Below are 19,620 nucleotides of genomic sequence, written 5' to 3' on the forward strand. Positions count from 1 at the left end.
TATTTAACGAAGTTTTTTAATTGTGTTTAGTTGTTGATTTATTTTTTTCAAATATGCATAAGCTATTTGATTATCTGGCTCACATCCAATAATCTTTTCAAAGATTTTCTTTGCATCATCAAAATTTTGATTAAGATATAGTTTAATACCTTTACTTTCTAGTTTTCCTGTTATATCACATTTTGCAAGAATTGAAGCTTTTAATATTTCTTTTGCTTCTTTGTTATTTTTGTCACTTTTTAAAATATTTTTTGCCATTTCTTGTGCTTTGGTATAATCTTTTTTTGCTAAATAATCTTTTGCTTCTTCTATTAACTCTTTTTGTTTGATACTATATAAATAGCTGTCTATTTTGTCATCATCTTGATAAATAGAATTTAATACACTAAACTCTTTTTTTGCTTCGTTATATTGTTTTTTGTTATAAAGCTTTATAGAGTTTTTAATTAAATTTTCGTAAGAGTTTTTTATTTCATTCTTAGCTTGCAGAACAAAAGGATTATTTTCATCATATTTATGTAGTTTCTTTACTGCATTATTTAAAGCAAGAGTGTGATAGACATTTATTTTATTCTTTTGTAATAGTTTTTGAACTTCTTTTTCTTTTTTATTAATAAATCTTTTCACTTTTTTATCTTTAAGAAGAATCTCTTTTAGTGCTATTGCTTCAGGTAAAAAAGGGTCATTACGCATTGTTATATTTATGTAGTATAAAGACTTTAGTTTATTTTTCTTTTCATAAGCTTTAGCTTTTTTAAAAAAGTAATTAGCATTAAATTTTGCTCTGTTTTTTAGACTATTTATGTACTTTTTTGAATAAACTTCTTTTGCCTCATAAAAGTTTACTTTTTCGTAAGCAAGAATAGCTTTGTGGTAATATTTCTTTTTTAAATAAATATCCCCTTCTTTTTTATAGTTTTTTATTTCATTTATTACTTTGTTATAAATCTCAAGTTTTTTCTTATCTGAAATGTTATTTGGGGATGTAATTGAACAAGCAGTAAATAAAAAAGGTAGAATTATTAGGTAGAAATTTTTTATTAGTGTTTTCATTAAATATCTCTTTTTGATAAGATTAGGCTAACCTCAATATCTTGACTAAAGCCTTTTGCATTTATAGAATCAATTGTTTTTGTCTCAAAGTCATTTTGTATATTTTCTAAATTAGTATTAGCTATTAAAATCTCATTTTCTTTTGCGTTAGAGCATAGTCTTGCTGCTAGGTTAACATGTGATCCCATAGAAGTAAAATCCATACGTTCATTAGCCCCAACATTTCCAACAATAACTTCTCCTTTGTTTATACCAATTCCTACGCAACAGATAACTTTATCTTGTTCTTTTCTTTGCTCATTTGCAGTTTTTATAATATTTTGAATTTCAATTGCGGCATTAACAGCATCATGCAAACTTTTTTCACCTGAAAATGAAGCCATAACTTCATCTCCAATAAACTTATCTATATCTCCATTATTCTTTTTAATAATTTCTGCTTGAAGATTCAGATAAAAATTAACTATTTCTACAACTTCACTTGGAGATTTTTCTTCACTCATTTGTGTAAAGCCTCTAATATCAGAAAAAAGAAAAGTCTGTGTTCTATATTCTCCTCCTAAAAGAAGCTGTTTTTTTGTATCTTCTTGAATCATACTTATAGTTGAATTTGAAACAAATTTTTCCATATGATTTCTTTCTCTAAGACCATTTACCATACTATTAAAACGTTCTGCTAGAGTACCTATTTCATCGTAACTATTACTATTTAATTCTTCTATATTTAAATCACCTTTAGATACTTTATTTGCAGCCTCTGTAATATCTAAAATTGGTCTAGTAAACTTTAATCCAAAGAAATAAACAATAGCTGTAGCAATAAGAATGAAAATAAAAGTAGTAAAAATAGCAATATAAATTACTTGATTTATTACTCCATAAATAGCCTGTTTATCATATTTTAAAACAACTGCACCTAAAAGAAAGGTTTGGTTTTTAAAAGTATAAAGAATAGGTCTTGTAAATTGATAGGCTTTAATATTATTATTTATAGTAATATCTTTTTGCAAAATAGATTCAGAGTTAATTTTATTTAGTTGTTCTATTAGTTCTTTATCTTCTAAGAATTGGGTTTTTATAGAGCTTTGAAAACCAGTTAGATATTTAAATTGATTTTTGTTTTCTTTTTTTTCACGCTCATAAATAGAAATATCTATAAATCCATCTATATTTGATTGTTCAATTTTGTTTACAAGTTCACTTAAATTTAGTTTGTTTTCATATGTTCTTTCCAGCAAAGCTTGTCTTGAGAAGTTACTAATATGATGAATTGAGCTTGTAACAACATCAAAAGATTTTTTTTCAATAGAGTCTGTCATAAGATTGATAATAATAAAACTTGAAATTACAACAGTTGTAATAATAGTTCCAATAGCAAAGCCAATTAGTTTTAGCTTTATTCCGCCATTTCTTATTATTATTAATAGTTTATCTTTTAGAGATATTAAATTTTGTTTATTATATATTTTTCTCACAAATTACCTTAAATAGATAATCGACATTATAGTATTTTTACTTTATATTTAGGTAAATAATTAATTATAGTATGTACTGTTTATTATTTGATATAAATATGGTGACCATGATTGGGCTTGAACCAACGACAACTACGATGTCAACGTAGTGCTCTACCAACTGAGCTACACGGTCAGAGGATACTATTTTAATTCATGAAGTTCACTAAATAAAAAAGCCTCAACTATTTCATCAATACTTCTTTGAGTAGGAGCTACTAATACAGATATATCTTCTTGTTGGAATTGCCAAACATATTCTTGGTCATTTTGAACAATCAATGTCTCAATAAAAGCATTTATATCATCTTTTTCTTTATAAAACGTACAATTTTCTATTTGTCCTTCATTTAATTCAATAAAAGCCCAATATTCTGTTGCATCAAGTGTAGTTAATAGGGCTTCATGCCTTCTATTTGAATCTACAGGGATTAGTAAACTCATACTAAAGTCCTTCATTTTTTCTAAATAATATTATTTGTTGATAAATATTATTGTTCGTATTATATATTTTTGAAACTTATTAAAACTTTACTTATTTACTATAGGTATATTTTTTTAAACCATTTAGAAAATATAAAGATAGTCCAAAGATGTTGTTTGAACTTTCTTTGTGAAGAAAGAGAATAGATTTGTTTTAAGTATTCATCATTAAAAAGATTAGTTTCTTTATTTACTTCTAAAATAGTTTGTAAAATAGAGTCTTTATACTCTTCATGAATCCATTCATTAAAAGGAGAATTAAAACCTTTTTTTGTACGGTTTACTATTCTTTCAGGAATATATTTTAAAGCAATCTTTTTTAGAAGATATTTATTTGTATCTCCTATTTTAATTTTTGAATCAATACTAAATGCAAGATTTACTAATCTATAGTCTAAAAAAGGAGTTCTAACTTCTAAAGAGTTTCTCATAGAAATACGATCTACTTTACTAAGTAATGCTTCTCCTAGCCATATTTTCAAATCAATATAACTCATCCAATCAACGGGGTCTTTTTTAGGGTTTTCTGTTTTAAAAGTAGGCACTTTTTTAAATAGTTTTCTTTTTTGAATATCTGAATAAATTTCACCAAAAGAGTTATAAATATTTTGTTTTTTAACTACTCTTCTTAAGTATTCACTCTCTTTTGTGTTGTTTTGTAAGGCACCAATAATAGAGTTTAGAAACTCATTTTGATTGCTTTGTAGTGATTTCGCAAAATCATAATAACCTAAAAACTTAGCATAGTTATCATACCCTAAAAATAGTTCATCACTTCCTTCTCCACTTAAAACTGTTTTTATTCCTGTTTGATGTATTTTGTTTGTAAGGATATTAAGAGGAACTGCTGCACTATCTGCATGGGGTTGTTCAAGTGCAGTTAAAGTATCTTCAAAATAGTTTATAAAATCAGCTTTTCCTATTTCAAGTCTTGTGTGATTTGAGTTTATATGTTTTGCAGTAATATCTGCATAATCTAACTCACAATAGTTTTTATATTCACTATATCCTACTGAAAAAGTGTTTATCTTCTTATGTGTAATTTTAGAGTATAAAGCTGATACTAAGGAGCTATCAACTCCACCACTAAGTAAACTTCCAACTTCTACATCTGAAACAAGTCTTGATTCAATACTTTTGATTAAAGTCTCTTCTATCTTTTCTAAAGCTTCATTTTCATCTTTTATAGCTTTATAGGTATTGATTTTATAGTATCTTTTCTTTTTTAAATCATTGTTTTGCAAAGTAAAATAAGTTGCTGCTTCAAGAGAGTTTATATCTTGATAGAAAGTATTTGGTGAGATTGGAACAAAATATTGAACATATTGACTAAGAGCTACTTTATTTAGTTTAGGAGTACTTCCTAGTAATTTTATAATAGAGTTTATAGAAGAAGAGAAGATAAACTTATTGTCTTTGTGGTAATAAAAGAATGGTTTCTTTCCATATCTATCCCTTGCACAAAAGTATTTTTCTTTTTTCATATCATAAAGGCAAAAAGAGAACATACCATTTATTTTGTTTAAAAAGTCTTCTTCGTACTTTTGATATAGTCTTATTAAAACTTCTGTATCTGATGAGGTTTTGCACTCTAAGCTTTCGCTTTGTATTAATTCTTGATAGTTATAAATCTCTCCATTAAAGACAATTAAAATATCATCAAAAACCATAGGTTGATTTGCTTCTTTGTCTAAATCAATAATAGCAAGTCTTGTGTGACCAAACTCTTTGTTTTTTATTTTTAGTGAAGAGTTGTAATCAGGACCTCTATTGTTTAAGTTTTCTAAAGCCTCTTTAAAATTGTTTGATAAAAAGCTTGCACCTAAAATACCACACATCATTAAACTCCAAAGAACTTATTTAAAATGATTATATAAATAGCCATAAATCCAATAAAACTTAAAGTACTAATAATAACTGCAAAGGTTGTATCAATTGGTTTACAGTTGTATAAAGCTGAAATATTTACATTATTTACTGCAAGAGGAACAATTAGTTCTAAAAAGATGATTGAACCAACAAAAGGATCAATTTTAAAATAAATAATGACAAATAGTCCAATGATAGGTAAAATAATATGTTTAAACAAAGTGATGTTTATTGATAAATTCCAATTTGCACTTCTTATTTTAACTTGAGACATAAAAATACCAAATACAATAAGTTGCATAACTATCGCTGCATATGCTCCCATTGTAAATACTTTCTCAAAGTTTGCATTTAAAGTAAAACCATAATGATTAAATAAAATAGCTAAAATAGCTGCATGAATAGCTGGTATTTTAAATATCTCTTTTATCGCATCAGCAAATTTAAACTTTTCTCCTGCAAAGAAATAAACTGAAAAGATATAGATATAAAATATATTTGCAATATTTAAAATAGAAGTGTATGGTACGGATGCTTCGCCAAAAAGAGCAATCCCAAGGGGAATACCTAAATTTCCAGTATTTCCAACTAAGCAAGAAGCCAAAAATATAGAACGGTCTTGATAATCTTTAAATATTTTTTTTGAATAAAAAAAAGCTAAAAATAGTGTTATAAATATAGCGATTGCATAAATTAAAGGTGAAATTATAAATTCTTCAGTTACAGGAGCTCTTGTTAATCCCCAAAAGATAAGTATTGGTTGTAAAAAATATAGGTTTAAAAGTACAAAACTTTTTTCATTAACTTGTTGTTTAAAACTTCGTTTAAAAATAAAACCAATAACAATAAGAATATAGATTGTAGCAACTGAAATAAGAGCGTCTATGATAAATTCCTTTTAATTAAAAAAGGAATTTTATCAAAATAAAGTAGTTTGTTAGCTTTTAACTCATCATACCTTTTATCATGAAGAAAATAGCTGCAGATAGACAAGCAGCTGCAGGAACAGTAATAACCCAAGCAGCAATAATTTTTTTAACAGCATCTCTTTTTACATATTTAACTTTTTTAGCTAATTTGAAATCTCTCTTTTCTTGTTTAACTTGCTCAACTTTTTCTTCAATAGCTTTATAAAGTTCAGCAATTCTAATATAATCAGATTTCTTTTTCTCTTTTAACTCTTCTAATTCTTTTAATTCATCTTCATACTCATCAAGAATTCTTTTATCCTTTTTGAACTTTTTTCTAGTATCTGCAATAAATTTTGATTCTGATGAGTCAAGATATTCTCTTAAAAAACCAACACCAAAAACACCACCAACTGCAATATGAGTTGAAGAAACAGGAAGTCCTAGTTGAGAAGCAATAATTACAGTAATAGCAGCAGCCATTGCAATAGCAAAAGCTCTTATTTGGTCAAGCTCAGTAATTTCTGAACCAACTGTTTTAATAAGCTTTGGTCCATATAAGGCAAGCCCAACTGCAATACCAACAGCACCAACAGCCATTACCCATAATGGAATTCCTACTTTTGAACTGATGCCATGATTCATAACAGCATCATTAATAGCTGCTAATGGTCCAATAGCATTTGCAACGTCATTTGCACCATGGGCAAAAGAAAGTAGGGCAGCTGCAAAGATTAAAGGAATAGTAAATAATGAATTTACCCCTTCTCTATCTTTTGAGATCTTTTTAGCAGCTTTTTTTATAAGAGGTTTAACAAAGTAGTAAACTACAATTGCAATAACAATACCAATTGCTGCAGCAGTTAAGAAATCAAGTTTAATTATTTTTTTAACACCTTTTAGAATTAAATATGTAGAGAAAGCCCAAGACATTGCAGCTACCAATATTGGTACAAATTTCTCAGCAGAAGGAATAAGATCTTTTTTAAAGATGATATTTCTTTTAATAAAATATAAAAAACCAGCAGCAATAATACCACCAAGTATGGGAGAAATAACCCATGATGCAGCAATTTTACTCATTGTTTCCCATGAAACAATAGAAAAACCAGCAGCTGCAATACCTGCACCCATAACTCCACCAACAATAGAGTGAGTAGTTGATACAGGAGCTCCAATTGAAGTTGCAAAGTTTAACCATAAAGCAGCTGATAAAAGTGCTGCTGTCATTGCCCAAATAAATATTTCTGGCTCAGAAATAAGAGCAGGGTCGATAATACCTTTTTTGATTGTTTTAACAACATCACCACCAGCAATAAGTGCTCCAGCTGCTTCAAATATAGCAGCAATAACAATTGCCCACATTAAAGTCATAGCCTTTGAACCAACAGCTGGACCAACATTATTTGCAACATCATTTGCACCAATATTCATTGCCATATATGCACCAAATACTGCACCAATGATTAGGAATGTATTATTTGGAATATCTCCGTGAGAAGTATAACTCCAAAGAAATACTAAAACAACAAATAAAAGAGCTAAAGAAAACTTAGCAAGAGTTGGTAAAGTCTCATTTGTTGCCTTTTCAAACTTGTGTATGGTTTTTATATCCAATATGTACCCTTTAATGTAACTTTTTTGTAATTAATATTGTGTAGGATTTTATTGGGTAAATCCTTACACAACCTTTAAGTAAGCTTAATTTTTATATTACTAAACTAACTAATATATTTTATATCTCTATAATATATTCTACACTTTTTTTTAAATTTATAGATATTTTTCAAAAAAAATATCTCCATTGTAATAAAAACTTGACAAATTATACTTTTTTCTATAGAATAGTAATATAATATAGAGAAAAAACATAAAGGAGTTATAATGAGTATTAAAATTTTAACTGCCAACGAAAATCCAAAGGTAGATAAATTAAAAAAAGAGTTTGATATTTTTAGAGTAATTGACATCAAAAAAGGTGAATTAGAAATGATTGAATTCTTTAATAAAGATGGAGCCTTTAGAGGTTTTGGTAGAGATACAAAAACAGCTTTTAAAAAAGCTAAAAAAGTTTTAAAAAACTACTATAGATAGTAGTTAAAGAGAAGAGGGAAGAAGATTATCTTCTTCTTGGTCTTCTTCTTGAAGAATCAGAGTGATTACTTCCTCCACCGTTTCTATTTCTAGAACCAGATCTTCTTTGACCATTTCTTCCTCTATTTCCATTTCTATTTCTAGAGTCTCTTCCACCTCTATCATCTTTCATTCTTTCGAATAATCTTGTGATATCTTGTTCAGACTTACCAATATTATTACTTCCTTTTACATAAGTGCTATTAGTAAGCATTGAAGCTAATTTGTGTGCAATTGTAGATAAGTCATACTCTTCTTTCATGCTTTCAACTAAATCAATACCTGAATCATATACTTTTTGTTCACTAATTTTTGCTCTTAGTGAATCAGTTTTCTTCTCTTTTACCGATGCTACATTAGGAACAACTTTAGCTTCTAGTTTTCCACCAGTTGTTTTTTGAATCTTTTGTATCATTCTAAACTCATGGGGAGTTACAATTGAAACTGCAACACCTTCTTTTCCAGCTCTTCCTGTTCTTCCAATTCTATGAACGTAAGATTCTGAATCAAATGGTAAATGGTAGTTAAATACGTGAGTTACATCATTTACATCTAATCCTCTTGCAGCAACATCTGTTGCAATTAGTACATCAAGTGCACCTTTTTTGAAAGATTTAATTACTTCTTCTCTTTGTCTTTGTTCCATGTCTCCATGAAGACCTTTTGCCATATGACCTTGAGAAACTAAAAATGTAGATAGTCTATCAACTTCTTTTTTAGTTCTACAGAAAATAATTGATTTTTCAGGGTTTTTGAAATCATATAATCTAATTAATGCATCATCTCTTTCATATTCATCAACTACATAAAATGATTGCGTAATTTTAGAGTTAGTCATTTCAGATTTTGTTACTGTAATGAATTCTGGATCTTTTAGAATATTTTGTGCAAGTTTTTTAATTGCTGGAGGCATTGTTGCAGAAAATAATAGTGTTTGTCTTTTTTCTGGAAGATATGTGAAAATCTCTTTGATATCATCTAAAAATCCCATATCTAACATTTCATCAGCTTCATCTAATACAACAAATGAAGGTTTGATATTAATTTTTTTACCCTTAAGTAAGTCAATTAATCTTCCAGGTGTTGCAACAATGATTGATGCTCTATCAATATTTCTTAACTGCATAGAGTAAGATTGACCACCATAAACTGTAGCAGTGTTTAATCTTGAATTTTTACCAAATCTGAAAAGTTCATCAGATACTTGCATTGCAAGTTCTCTTGTTGGAACAATTACTACTGCTTCAACTCCACTATTACCTTTCATCATATTAATCATTGGAAGTCCAAATGCAGCTGTTTTACCAGTACCTGTTTGTGCTTGACCAACAATATCTCTTCCACTTAATACAACAGGAATTGCATCTTTTTGTATTGGACTAGGTTCTTTAAAACCTGCATCATTAATCGATTTTTGTAAGTCTTCTTTGAAATTAAATTCATTAAAAGTCATTTATTACCTTTTTTTTAGTTTATACTTGTGTAGTATATTTTTAAAACATACACTTATATAAACTTCTTCTATTTAATAGAACTAGATTAAAAAACTTAATGCTTAATGAATGAAAGCAGGGCCTTGAAATAAGAGATTCAAAGTAAAAATAGCATATATCTGTGTATCGTTTTGCGGATTATATCTAATTTAATATAAATTTAAGCTTCAAGAAAAAAGGTAGGAAGTCCTACCTCTTTTTTATAAGTCATCTAGACTTTTGTAACCTTCTAGATATTTTGTGTCGTAGTTATTATTTATGAAATCTTCATTTTCCATCATTTTTTGGTGGAATGGAATAGTTGTTTTTATTCCTTCTACTTCAAATTCATTTAAAGCTCTTTTCATAATATTGATAGCTTTACTTCTATCTCTTCCCCAAACAATTAGTTTTCCAATCATTGAGTCATAATATGGTGGTACCACATATCCTGCATATACATGTGAATCAACTCTTACGTTTCTTCCCCCAGGTACAAACCATTGTTTTACTTTACCTGGACTTGGTAAGAAAGAGTTTGGATCTTCTGCTGTGATTCTAACTTCAATAGAGTGTCCTCTAAATTTAATAGCTTCTTGAGGTGGTAATTCATCACCTTCTGCTACTTTAATCATAAGTTCAATAATATCAACTCCTGAAACCATTTCAGAAACTGGATGTTCAACTTGAAGTCTTGTATTCATTTCCATAAAGTAAATGTTTTGTTGGTCATCTGCTAAGAATTCAAATGTTCCTGCACCTTCATATTTTAAGTATTTTGTAGCTTTAACTGCTACATCATGCAAGTGTTTTCTTGTTTCATCATTTAATAAAATAGCAGGAGACTCTTCAATAACTTTTTGATGTCTTCTTTGTAAAGAACAATCTCTTTCACCAATGTGAATAGCATTTCCATGAGAATCACCCACAACTTGAACTTCAATATGTCTTGGTTTATTGATAAATCTTTCAAGATACATAGTTCCATCACCAAAGGCAGCTAAAGCTTCACTTGATGCAGCTGTGAAAAGTTGTTCGAACTTATCTTCTGATTCAATAAGTCTCATTCCTCTTCCACCACCACCAGCAGCAGCTTTTGCCATAATTGGATAACCAATTTCTAAGGCAACTTTTTTACCTTCTTCAACAGAATGAACTGAACCATCAGATCCAGGTACAACTGGAACACCCGCTTTAATCATTTCATCTTTTGCTTTTGATTTATCAGCCATTTTTTCCATTACTTCAACAGAAGGACCAATAAATTTAATATTGTGTAATCTACAAATTTCTACAAAGTCTTGGTTTTCTGATAAGAAACCATACCCTGGGAAAATTGCATCACAACCTGTCATCTCTGCAGCAGTAATAATTGCAGGAATGTTTAAGTATGAATCAATAGACTTTACATCTCCAATACAAATTGCTTCATCTGCATGTTTTAAGTATGAAGCATTTTTATCTCCAGCAGAATAAACAGCAACAGACTTTTTACCCATTTCTCTAATAGTTCTAATAGCTCTTTGAACTATCTCACCCCTATTAGCAATTAGAATTTTTTTAATTTCAGCCATAGCAAGCCTCTTATTATAGTTTTTCTACAACGAACATTGGCATATCATATTCAACAGGGTTTCCGTTTTCAATTAAGATATCAATGATTTTACAATCAAATTCAGCTTCAACTTCGTTCATGATTTTCATAGCTTCTAAGATACATAAAGTTTGACCTTTTTTAACTGTATCTCCTTTTTTAACAAAATTAGAAGCTTCTGGAGATGGCGCAGCATAGAAAGTACCAACCATTGGAGAATTTATAGTGTCCCCAGCTGGTGAAGTAGCAGGAGTTTCAGTTGTAGCTGCAGTTGCAACAGGTGCAGCAGGAGCAGCAACAGGAGCAGATGCAGGTGCAGAAGTTGTTACAAAAGTTCCTCCTTCAAAACCTTTTTGCATAGCTACTTCAAATTCACCTTCTTTAACTTTTAATTTATTTAATTCACTTTTATCAAAAACTCTAATTAGTTCTTTAATTTCTTTGAAATCCATGTTTAACCTTTAATAATTAAATTTTGGAAATAATACCATAAAAAATGTTATAAAATCTAGTACTAATTTTTCAAAATATGGTAAAATTAGCTTTTTTTTAATAAAAATATGCAAAAAAATGTTAAAATATAAAGAAAATTTAACAAAATTAGAAGTTTTTACAAAATGAAATTTAAAAGTAATTTTTATGAAACTAATATGAAACTATTCTAGGAAAAATAAATGATAAGTGATAAAAATTTTATAAACATCGCCCATGAAATAGCAAGTGCTTCAAAATGTGTATCAAAACAAGTTGGTGCTGTAATTGTAAAAGATGGAAGAATTCTCTCTACTGGATACAATGGAACTCCAGCAGGATATACAAATTGTAGTGCCCACTGGAATGGAGAATATACTAAAGATCACCATGATTGGTCAAAAACTTATGAAATCCATGCAGAAATGAATGCTTTAATCTGGGCAGCTAGAAAAGGTATTTCTATTGAAAATGCAACAATTTATGTAACCTTAGAGCCTTGTAGTGAGTGTTCAAAAAACTTAATTGCAGCTGGTATTAAAAGAATTGTTTATGATAAAGCTTATGAACATACAAACTCAGATGTTGTTTCTAAATTTATCAAAGAAAATGGTGTAGTAATTGAACAGATAAAATGATAGGTATAGATAATCACAAGTTTTATAAAAAAGCTATTGATAAATATGGAATAAGTGCAAAAGGGGTTCACTGGCAATCACAATTTACTCAATATCTTAGATTTGAAATTATAAACTCATTTATTAAAGATGAGATTGAAAGTTCATCCATAGTAGATGCAGGTTGTGGTTTTGCGGAGTATTTAAACTATCTTAAAAAATCAAGCTTAAAACCTAAAAGTTATATTGGTTTAGATGTTGAACAAAAAATGATTACTCTTAGTAAAGAGAGATTCCCTAGTGAAAAATTTATAGTTAAAGATATAGTAAAAGATAAGCTACCAAATGCAGACTACTATATTTGTAGTGGTGCTATGAATATACTTAGAAAAAAACAGATGTTTAAATTTATAGAAAACTGTTTAGCTTCATCTAATAAAGGCTTTGTTTTTAATTTTTTAAAAGCTCATAGTTTAAACAATGTTTCATGTGAGACAATTATAGATTTCTGCGAAGGTTTAGGCAAAGAAATTTATATAAAAGATTACTACTTAGATAACGATATAACTATTTGCTTAAAACACTTGACTACTTAGTTAAGTGAAATTAAAAATATCATAAGTTTTTCATATCAAGAATATATACTTACAGCATAATAATATAAAGAAAAGTTTTAAGGATTAGGTAATGAAAGTAGGTTTATTTATCCCCTGTTATATGAATGAGCTATACCCAAATAGTGCGATGGCAACTTTAAGATTGTTGAAAAAAGTTGGGATGGAAGTTGAGTATCCAATGGATCAAACCTGTTGTGGGCAGCCAATGGCAAATTCAGGCTGCTCTAAAGATATGAAAACACTAGCACTTAGATTTGTAGAAATTTTTAAAGAGTATGACTATATAGTTGCTCCAACTGGTTCTTGTGTAACTATGGTAAAAGATCATTATGAACCATTTTTTGATGAAGATGATAAAGATTACAATAAAGTAAAAACTTCAATTTATGAAATATGTGAATTTTTACATGACATTATTAAAGTAGAAAAAATTGATTCTTCTTTTCCTCATAAAGTAGGAGTTCATAACTCATGTCATGGACATAGAGGATTAAAATTAGGAAGTGCTAGTGAACTTAATATTCCTAAAAACAATAAATTAAAAAATCTACTTAATTTAGTAGAGGGAATAGAAATTGTTGAGTTAAATAGAGATGATGAATGTTGTGGATTTGGTGGAACATTTTCTGTAACAGAAGAAGATATTTCAGTTGCAATGGGAAAAGATAGAATCAAAGACCATATTGATTCACATGTTGAGGTAATGACAGGCGCTGATATGTCATGTCTTATGCACATGGAAGGTTTAATTAATCGAGAAAATAAACCTCTAAAAATCATGCATATAACTGAAATCCTTGCAGGAAAGGCTTAATATGAGTATTTTACATAATCATCCAGCAAAGGCAAAAGAGTTTGTAGCAAATGATGAAAGAATGCATTGGCACGATCAAGCTCTTTGGTTTGTAAGAGAAAAAAGAGACAAAACAACAAAAACAATTCCTGAATGGGAACAATTAAGAAGATATGCAGACCAAATAAAGTCTCATACTATGGCAAACTTAGATAAATACCTTTTAGAGTTTGAAAAAAATGCAAATGAAAAAGGAATAAAAGTTCATTTTGCAAAAGATGCACAAGAACATAATGAAATTGTACATAAGATTTTAAGTGAAAACAATGTTAAAAAAGTAGTTAAATCAAAATCTATGTTAACAGAAGAATGCCACTTAAATCCTTACTTAGAATCAAAAGGAATGGAAGTTGTTGATACAGATTTAGGTGAAAGAATTGTTCAATTAAGAAAGGAACCACCTTCTCATATTGTACTTCCAGCTATTCACTTAAAAAAACAAGATGTTTCAGATACTTTCCATGAAAAAATGGGAACAGAAAAAGGAAACTATGACCCAACATATTTAACAAGAGCAGCAAGAGCAGATTTAAGACAAAAATTCTTAGATGCAGATGCTGGTATCACTGGAGTTAACTTTGCAATTGCAAATACGGGTGGAGTTGTAGTTTGTACAAATGAGGGAAATGCAGATATGGGTGCTTCTTTACCTAAACTTCATATTGCATGTATGGGGATTGAGAAAGTAATTCCAAGACTTCAAGATTTATCTGTATTTACAAGATTACTTGCAAGATCTGCAACTGGTCAAGCAATCACGTCATATACTTCTCACTTCCATGGTCCAGTTGAAGGTGGACAGATGCATATTGTAATTGTGGATAATAAAAGAACACCTTTTTTACAATCTGAATCATATAAAAAAGCACTAAATTGTATTAGATGTGGAGCTTGTATGAATACTTGCCCTATTTATAGAAGATCAGGTGGTCACTCATATGACTATGTTATTCCTGGACCAATTGGTTCAACATTAGGAACATTTAGGGATCCAAAAAAACATAAAACACTATCTTTTGCATGTACACTTTGTGGTTCATGTACAAATGTTTGTCCTGTAAAGATTGACCTAGATTCGCAGCTTTACACCCATAGACAAGATTTAAGGGAAATGAATATTATCTCAAATCAGAAAAGACTTTCTATGCAATTTGCTTCTTGGCTAATGAGTAAACCAGCACTATTTGACTTTATGGGTAAGGTAGCCAGAAAAGTGGTACCACTTTTACCAAAAGGTATGATTTATAATAGGTTTAATACTTGGGGTAAACAAAGAGATATACCAGATATGCCAAAGAAAAGTTTTAAAGAAATGTATAAAGAGGAGTTTGGAAATGACAAGTAAAGAATTAATATTAAAAAATATTAGAACAAATAATGTAGTTCAAAATACAACTCTTCCTGACTACTCAAACTTTGGATTAACATTTGAAGATAAGTATTCACATTTTTCAACTATGCTTGAATCAGTTGGTGGAAAAGCTTTATTTATAAAAAAAGAAGAGTTGGATGAAACTGTTAAATCTTTATATCCTAATGAAAAGAATATAACATCAAATATAGAAGGTTTTTCATTGGCAAACTTTGATGCTAATGAAGAAGCTGACCCTCATAATTTAAAAGATGTTGATTTAGCAGTTGTAAAAGGTGAGTTTGCAGTTGCAGAAAATGGTGCTGTTTGGGTGAAAAATAGAGATAATAGGCATAGAGCTTTATATTTTATTGCTCAAAATATAATTTTAGTATTAGAAAAAAGAGCAATAGTTAATAATATGCATGAAGCTTATGAATTAATATCTTTTACTGACCCTTCATATGGGGCATTTATTAGCGGTCCTTCTAAAACTGCTGATATTGAGCAATCATTGGTAATTGGGGCTCATGGTCCTAAATCAGGATATGTGATCTTTGTAGAATAGTTTACTAATTATGTTATAATCAAAAGATAACATAAGGATTATTTTGAAATTACTACTGATTTTATTTTTGTTTTTGAGCTCTTTATTTGCCTCAAAAGAGGTTTTATTGCTTCATTCATACCATAAAGGGTATAAGTGGAGTGATGATATCTCTTTAGAGATAGAAAAGAAATTTAAAAATAAAAAAGACATAGACCTTACTACTTTTTATATGGATACCAAACATATAGCAACACCTGAGTATTTAAATAAACTAGCTGAAGTTTATAAAGAACAATTCTCTACAAGGAATTTTAATTTAGTGATTCTTAGTGATAACAATGCGCTAGAATTTGTATTAAAATATCGTGATTCACTTTTTAAAGATTTACCAATTTTATTTTGTGGAATTAATAATTTTGATAAAACTCTACTTCGAAGGGATGATATTCAAGGGAATATGACCGGTGTTGTTGAACAAGTTGATTTAGAAAAAAATTTTAAATTAATTCTTCGTATGCAACCACAATTAGAAAAACTACTTATTATAAACGATAAATCAAAAACGGGACTTGCAGTAAAAAAAGATTTAGATCCAATAATTAAAAAATATTCAAAAAGAATTGATATAGAGTATGTAGATAATTTAGATATTGATAATTTAAAAAAGAAAGTAGTTAATTTAGATAAAAAGAAAAGTGCTCTTTTATTTGTACTTTTGTTTAAAGATAAGACAGGGAAGTTTTTTACATATAAACAAAGTTTTAAAAAAGTATATGAAGTAAGCAAAGTTCCAATTTATGGACTTTGGGATTTTTATTTAGATTATGGAATGGTTGGAGGTTTATTAACCTCTGCAAAAGCTCAAGGGGAAGCTGTTGCAAATATGGCTTTACAAGTTTTAAATGGTAAAAGCGTAAAAGATATTCCTATTATTGAAAAATCTCCCAATAGATATATTTTTGACTATAAAGAATTGGATAGATTTGACTTAAGTGTTGAAGATATTTTAAATGAGTACGAACTAATAAATGAACCTCGTGGTTTTTTTAGAAAATACACAAAATTTGTTATTCTTATAATTATAATTATAGGAGTTCTTTTAATTATTGTTTTATCTATGAAAGCAAATATTCAAAAAAGAATGAGGGTTGAAAAAGATTTACAAAATAGAATTAAATTTGACAAAGTTTTATTAGATACTTTACCAAATGCAATATATTACAAGAATAAAGATGGAAAATTTTTAGGCTGTAATAAAGCTTTTTCTGAACTTCTTAATATCCCTAAAAAAGATGTAATAGGAAAAACTGCAAAAGATTTCTTTGCCCCTGATATTGCTAGAAAAAATGAGTCTGTTGATAAAAAGTTACTTAGAACTTTAGGAACAAATACTTCCGAAATAACTTTACACTTAAGCGATAATCAGATGAAACATATAATTATCAAAAAAGCAGTTTATCTTAATAATGATAGCTCAATAGGTGGAATTGTATGTATTATGGATGATATAACAGAACGAATACAGCAAAAACAGTTTTTAATCCAACAAGGAAAATTAGCAGAAATGGGTGATATGGTTGCAGCAATTGCTCATCAGTGGAATGAACCCTTAGTTGAATTATCAGCACAAGTACAAGATATACAAACATCATTTTTATTAGGGGAATTGAAAAATCATCATGTTCAAGAGTTTGTGGATGATTCAATGATACAAATTAAGTATATGTCAAAAACACTAAGTGATTTTAGAAATTTTTTAAAACCTTCAACTAAGAAAATATTTTTCTCAATTAAAAAATCATTTGAAGAGATTTTTGAGATTATTGGTAAACAAATTTTTTATTCAAATATCAATATTAAAGTAAACTACAACTATATAGGTGATGATTTACTAATTTATGGATATGAAAATGAGTTTAAACAAGTTTTACTAAATCTAATAAACAATGCAAAAAATAAGATTATAGAAAAGAACACAAACAAAAAATACAATTTAACAATTAATGTAGATGAAAGTAAAAAGTATAATATAATAGAGATTATTGATGATGGTGGAAATATTGAAGCAAGTATTATTGATAAAATCTTTGAGCCATATTTTACAACTAAAAAAAGAGGTACGGGATTTGGACTATATATGGCAAAAGTAATTGTTGAAGATAAAATGAATGGTCAAATAACAGTACAAAATAGAGACAAAAATGTAGTCTTTACTATAAAACTTCCAAAGAAAGAGGCACAAAATGAAAATTCTACTACTTGAAGATAATAAGAAATTAAATACAACAATTAAAAAAAGATTAGAACTTAAAGGATATAAGGTATTTAACTATTTAGATGGGCAAGAAGCTTTAAATAACATAGATGAAGGTTTTTCTTGTTTTATTCTTGATATAAATGTGCCCAATGTTGATGGATTAAATATTTTAAAGAAAATTAGAAGTTATTATAGTGAAGTACCAATTATTATTATAAGTGCAACAGTAGAACTTGATATGATAAAAGAAGCTTATGACTTTGGTTGTAATGATTATTTAAAAAAACCATTCTTTATTGATGAATTGGAAATAAAAGTTGAAAGATTATGTCAAGTAAAAGATGAGAAAGAGTATTTTGATGAGAACTCTTATTTTGATTACAAATCTTCAACTTTGTGTATTGATAATGAAGAGCAAAGGTTAACAAAAAAAGAAAGACTTCTTATGAATCTATTTTTAACAAAGAAAAATCAAGTACTTACTTATTCTACAATTGAAAGTTATGTTTGGGAAGGTTCGTTTGCTTCAATTGAATCAATAAGATCTTTAGTAAGAAGACTTAGAAAAGTTGTAAAAAAAGATTATATTCAAACTGTTGTGGATACGGGATATATTTTTAAGATTGACTAAATAGTTAAAAATAGCATTAAAATAGCAATTTCTTAAAAAATCTTTAATTTGGTGAGCATATGCTCAAAACCCTATATTTTATGGGGTTTTTTTCAAAAAAAAACTCAAAATATCATATCTTTTTCATTTCTGACAGTTACAATTTCCATGAGACACAAAAAAAGGAGATTACATGAAGATGTTTGGTAAATCAACTAAACTACTTTTAGCTGCAGCATTAATTGCAGGACTAGGTGTTGATGCAATGGCAAAAAGAGTGTATAAATTAACACTTGCAACAACTTGGGGACCAACACTATCACCATTTATTGATGCGCCTAAAAATATGGCAAGACTTGCAGAAGAAATGAGTGATGGAAGACTAAAAATTAGAGTGGATGCTGCAAACAAGCATAAATCACCATTAGGTGTATTTGATATGGTTAAGGGTGGTCAATATGATATGGCTCACACTGCATCTTATTACTGGAAAGGTAAAGATATTAATACAATGCCTTTTAGTACAATGCCTTTTGGTATGACAATGCCTGAACAATATTCTTGGTTCTACTATGGTGGTGGACAAGAATTAATGGAAAAAGTTTATAGTAAATATAAAGTTTTATCATTCCCTGGTGGTAGTTCAGGAAACCAAATGGGTGGATGGTTCAGAAAAGAAATTAAGACTTTAGAAGATTTAAAAGGTCTTAAAATGAGAATTCCAGGATTTGCTGGAGAAGTAATGGCACAGTTAGGATTAACAGTAACTAATATTGCTCCAGGTGAATTATATACTTCACTTGAAAGAGGAACTTTAGATGCGTTAGAGTGGGTTGGACCAGGTATGGACATCAACATGGGGTTCCACAAAATTGCTCCTTACTACTATACAGGATGGCATGAACCAGGATTAGATTTACAATTCTTAGTAAATGAAAGAACATATAAAAAGTTACCTGAAGATTTAAGACAAATTTTAGTTGTAGCAATGAGAGTATCTGCATATGATATGTATATTCAAAACTATCACATGAGTGCTGAAGCTTGGGCTAAAATGGAAAAAGAATATCCAAACATTAAAGTTAAAACTTTCCCTAAACCAGTTATGGACGCTATGAAAGCTTCAAATGCTAAGTTAAGAGAAAAAATGAAAGCTGAAAACCCAATGTTAAAAGAGATTCTAGAATCACAAGAGGCTTACCAAAAGAAAGTTAGAAAATGGACAGAAATGTCTGATTATATCTACTTAAAAGACAATTTATAAGATT

Annotated in this window: 18 protein-coding genes and 1 tRNA gene; 9 read left to right on the top strand and 10 right to left on the bottom strand. The window is 28.6% G+C overall.

The window, feature by feature from the left end; translation table 11 throughout:
• Positions 1 to 3: 3 nt before the first annotated feature.
• From CRV01_RS00920 to CRV01_RS00950, 7 genes are all read right to left on the bottom strand, one after another.
• Positions 4 to 1,053 (bottom strand): hypothetical protein, encoded by a 1,050-nt coding sequence (locus CRV01_RS00920; protein WP_129006152.1) that lies wholly within the window; start codon positions 1,051 to 1,053, stop codon positions 4 to 6.
• On the bottom strand, positions 1,053 to 2,528 hold the full coding sequence (locus CRV01_RS00925) for an adenylate/guanylate cyclase domain-containing protein (protein WP_129006154.1): 1,476 nt from the start codon (positions 2,526 to 2,528) through the stop codon (positions 1,053 to 1,055). Before CRV01_RS00925 ends, CRV01_RS00920 begins: the two co-directional genes overlap by 1 nt.
• Before the next feature lie 99 nt (positions 2,529 to 2,627).
• Positions 2,628 to 2,703 (bottom strand) — tRNA-Val (locus tag CRV01_RS00930).
• An 8-nt stretch (positions 2,704 to 2,711) separates the two neighbouring features.
• A complete protein-coding gene (locus CRV01_RS00935; RefSeq protein WP_129006156.1) occupies positions 2,712 to 3,011 on the bottom strand; it encodes a hypothetical protein in 300 nt (99 codons plus the stop codon).
• Positions 3,012 to 3,109: 98 nt separating this feature from the next.
• Entirely contained in the window at positions 3,110 to 4,891 is a 1,782-nt protein-coding gene (gene asnB / locus CRV01_RS00940; RefSeq protein WP_258238278.1) for an asparagine synthase (glutamine-hydrolyzing), read from the bottom strand.
• Positions 4,891 to 5,808 carry an AEC family transporter gene (locus CRV01_RS00945; RefSeq protein ID WP_309109202.1) on the bottom strand — a complete coding sequence of 306 codons (918 nt, stop codon included), beginning with the start codon at positions 5,806 to 5,808 and terminating at the stop codon, positions 4,891 to 4,893. The genes asnB and CRV01_RS00945 overlap by 1 nt, the downstream gene beginning before the upstream one ends.
• 55 nt (positions 5,809 to 5,863) lie before the next feature.
• Entirely contained in the window at positions 5,864 to 7,444 is a 1,581-nt protein-coding gene (locus tag CRV01_RS00950) for an inorganic phosphate transporter (protein WP_129006160.1), read from the bottom strand.
• A 267-nt stretch (positions 7,445 to 7,711) separates the two neighbouring features.
• Between CRV01_RS00950 and CRV01_RS00955 the strand changes: the two genes are divergently transcribed.
• Positions 7,712 to 7,921, top strand: coding sequence for a hypothetical protein (locus CRV01_RS00955; protein WP_129006162.1), 210 nt, complete (start codon positions 7,712 to 7,714; stop codon positions 7,919 to 7,921).
• Positions 7,922 to 7,946: 25 nt separating this feature from the next.
• Here the strand turns inward: CRV01_RS00955 and CRV01_RS00960 are convergent, their stop codons facing one another.
• From CRV01_RS00960 to accB, 3 genes are all read right to left on the bottom strand, one after another.
• Positions 7,947 to 9,413 (bottom strand): DEAD/DEAH box helicase, encoded by a 1,467-nt coding sequence (locus CRV01_RS00960; protein ID WP_129006164.1) that lies wholly within the window; start codon positions 9,411 to 9,413, stop codon positions 7,947 to 7,949.
• Between the two features lie 240 nt (positions 9,414 to 9,653).
• Positions 9,654 to 11,006 (bottom strand): acetyl-CoA carboxylase biotin carboxylase subunit, encoded by a 1,353-nt coding sequence (locus CRV01_RS00965; RefSeq protein WP_129006166.1) that lies wholly within the window; start codon positions 11,004 to 11,006, stop codon positions 9,654 to 9,656.
• Between the two features lie 13 nt (positions 11,007 to 11,019).
• Positions 11,020 to 11,478, bottom strand: coding sequence for an acetyl-CoA carboxylase biotin carboxyl carrier protein (accB, locus tag CRV01_RS00970; protein ID WP_129006168.1), 459 nt, complete (start codon positions 11,476 to 11,478; stop codon positions 11,020 to 11,022).
• A gap of 222 nt (positions 11,479 to 11,700) precedes the next feature.
• Here accB and CRV01_RS00975 point away from each other — a divergent pair, with 222 nt between their 5' ends.
• The 8 genes from CRV01_RS00975 to CRV01_RS01010 all read left to right on the top strand — a co-directional run bounded on the left by CRV01_RS00975 (position 11,701) and on the right by CRV01_RS01010 (position 19,616).
• The gene (locus tag CRV01_RS00975; RefSeq protein WP_129006170.1) at positions 11,701 to 12,135 is read left to right on the top strand and encodes a dCMP deaminase family protein; all 435 of its coding nucleotides are present in this window, start codon (positions 11,701 to 11,703) and stop codon (positions 12,133 to 12,135) included.
• Positions 12,132 to 12,710 (top strand): class I SAM-dependent methyltransferase, encoded by a 579-nt coding sequence (locus CRV01_RS00980; protein ID WP_129006172.1) that lies wholly within the window; start codon positions 12,132 to 12,134, stop codon positions 12,708 to 12,710. The genes CRV01_RS00975 and CRV01_RS00980 overlap by 4 nt, the downstream gene beginning before the upstream one ends.
• Before the next feature lie 91 nt (positions 12,711 to 12,801).
• The gene (locus CRV01_RS00985; RefSeq protein WP_129006174.1) at positions 12,802 to 13,545 is read left to right on the top strand and encodes a (Fe-S)-binding protein; all 744 of its coding nucleotides are present in this window, start codon (positions 12,802 to 12,804) and stop codon (positions 13,543 to 13,545) included.
• Between the two features lies 1 nt (position 13,546).
• Entirely contained in the window at positions 13,547 to 14,929 is a 1,383-nt protein-coding gene (locus CRV01_RS00990) for a lactate utilization protein B (protein ID WP_129006177.1), read from the top strand.
• Positions 14,919 to 15,503, top strand: coding sequence for an LUD domain-containing protein (locus CRV01_RS00995; RefSeq protein ID WP_129006179.1), 585 nt, complete (start codon positions 14,919 to 14,921; stop codon positions 15,501 to 15,503). Before CRV01_RS00990 ends, CRV01_RS00995 begins: the two co-directional genes overlap by 11 nt.
• Before the next feature lie 43 nt (positions 15,504 to 15,546).
• Entirely contained in the window at positions 15,547 to 17,748 is a 2,202-nt protein-coding gene (locus CRV01_RS01000) for an ABC transporter substrate binding protein (protein WP_258238279.1), read from the top strand.
• Positions 17,729 to 18,373, top strand: a complete 645-nt coding sequence (locus tag CRV01_RS01005; RefSeq protein WP_129006183.1) for a response regulator transcription factor — start codon at positions 17,729 to 17,731, stop codon at positions 18,371 to 18,373. Before CRV01_RS01000 ends, CRV01_RS01005 begins: the two co-directional genes overlap by 20 nt.
• Positions 18,374 to 18,545: 172 nt before the next feature.
• A complete protein-coding gene (locus tag CRV01_RS01010) occupies positions 18,546 to 19,616 on the top strand; it encodes a TRAP transporter substrate-binding protein (protein ID WP_375234254.1) in 1,071 nt (356 codons plus the stop codon).
• Positions 19,617 to 19,620: the final 4 nt, after the last annotated feature.

The organism is Arcobacter sp. CECT 8983, assembly GCF_004118855.1.
Classification (GTDB): Bacteria; Campylobacterota; Campylobacteria; order Campylobacterales; family Arcobacteraceae; genus Halarcobacter.

Excerpts from the sequence above, each read along its gene's own strand:
- CRV01_RS00920 (WP_129006152.1), bottom strand. The coding sequence starts at position 1,053 with ATGAAAACACTAATAAAAAATTTCTACCTAATAATTCTACCTTTTTTA.
- CRV01_RS00935 (WP_129006156.1), bottom strand. The coding sequence starts at position 3,011 with ATGAGTTTACTAATCCCTGTAGATTCAAATAGAAGGCATGAAGCCCTA.
- asnB (WP_258238278.1), bottom strand. The coding sequence starts at position 4,891 with ATGATGTGTGGTATTTTAGGTGCAAGCTTTTTATCAAACAATTTTAAA.
- CRV01_RS00955 (WP_129006162.1), top strand. The coding sequence starts at position 7,712 with ATGAGTATTAAAATTTTAACTGCCAACGAAAATCCAAAGGTAGATAAA.
- CRV01_RS00960 (WP_129006164.1), bottom strand. The coding sequence starts at position 9,413 with ATGACTTTTAATGAATTTAATTTCAAAGAAGACTTACAAAAATCGATT.
- CRV01_RS00965 (WP_129006166.1), bottom strand. The coding sequence starts at position 11,006 with ATGGCTGAAATTAAAAAAATTCTAATTGCTAATAGGGGTGAGATAGTT.
- accB (WP_129006168.1), bottom strand. The coding sequence starts at position 11,478 with ATGGATTTCAAAGAAATTAAAGAACTAATTAGAGTTTTTGATAAAAGT.
- CRV01_RS00975 (WP_129006170.1), top strand. The coding sequence starts at position 11,701 with ATGATAAGTGATAAAAATTTTATAAACATCGCCCATGAAATAGCAAGT.
- CRV01_RS00980 (WP_129006172.1), top strand. The coding sequence starts at position 12,132 with ATGATAGGTATAGATAATCACAAGTTTTATAAAAAAGCTATTGATAAA.
- CRV01_RS00985 (WP_129006174.1), top strand. The coding sequence starts at position 12,802 with ATGAAAGTAGGTTTATTTATCCCCTGTTATATGAATGAGCTATACCCA.
- CRV01_RS00990 (WP_129006177.1), top strand. The coding sequence starts at position 13,547 with ATGAGTATTTTACATAATCATCCAGCAAAGGCAAAAGAGTTTGTAGCA.
- CRV01_RS00995 (WP_129006179.1), top strand. The coding sequence starts at position 14,919 with ATGACAAGTAAAGAATTAATATTAAAAAATATTAGAACAAATAATGTA.
- CRV01_RS01005 (WP_129006183.1), top strand. The coding sequence starts at position 17,729 with ATGAAAATTCTACTACTTGAAGATAATAAGAAATTAAATACAACAATT.
- CRV01_RS01010 (WP_375234254.1), top strand. The coding sequence starts at position 18,546 with ATGAAGATGTTTGGTAAATCAACTAAACTACTTTTAGCTGCAGCATTA.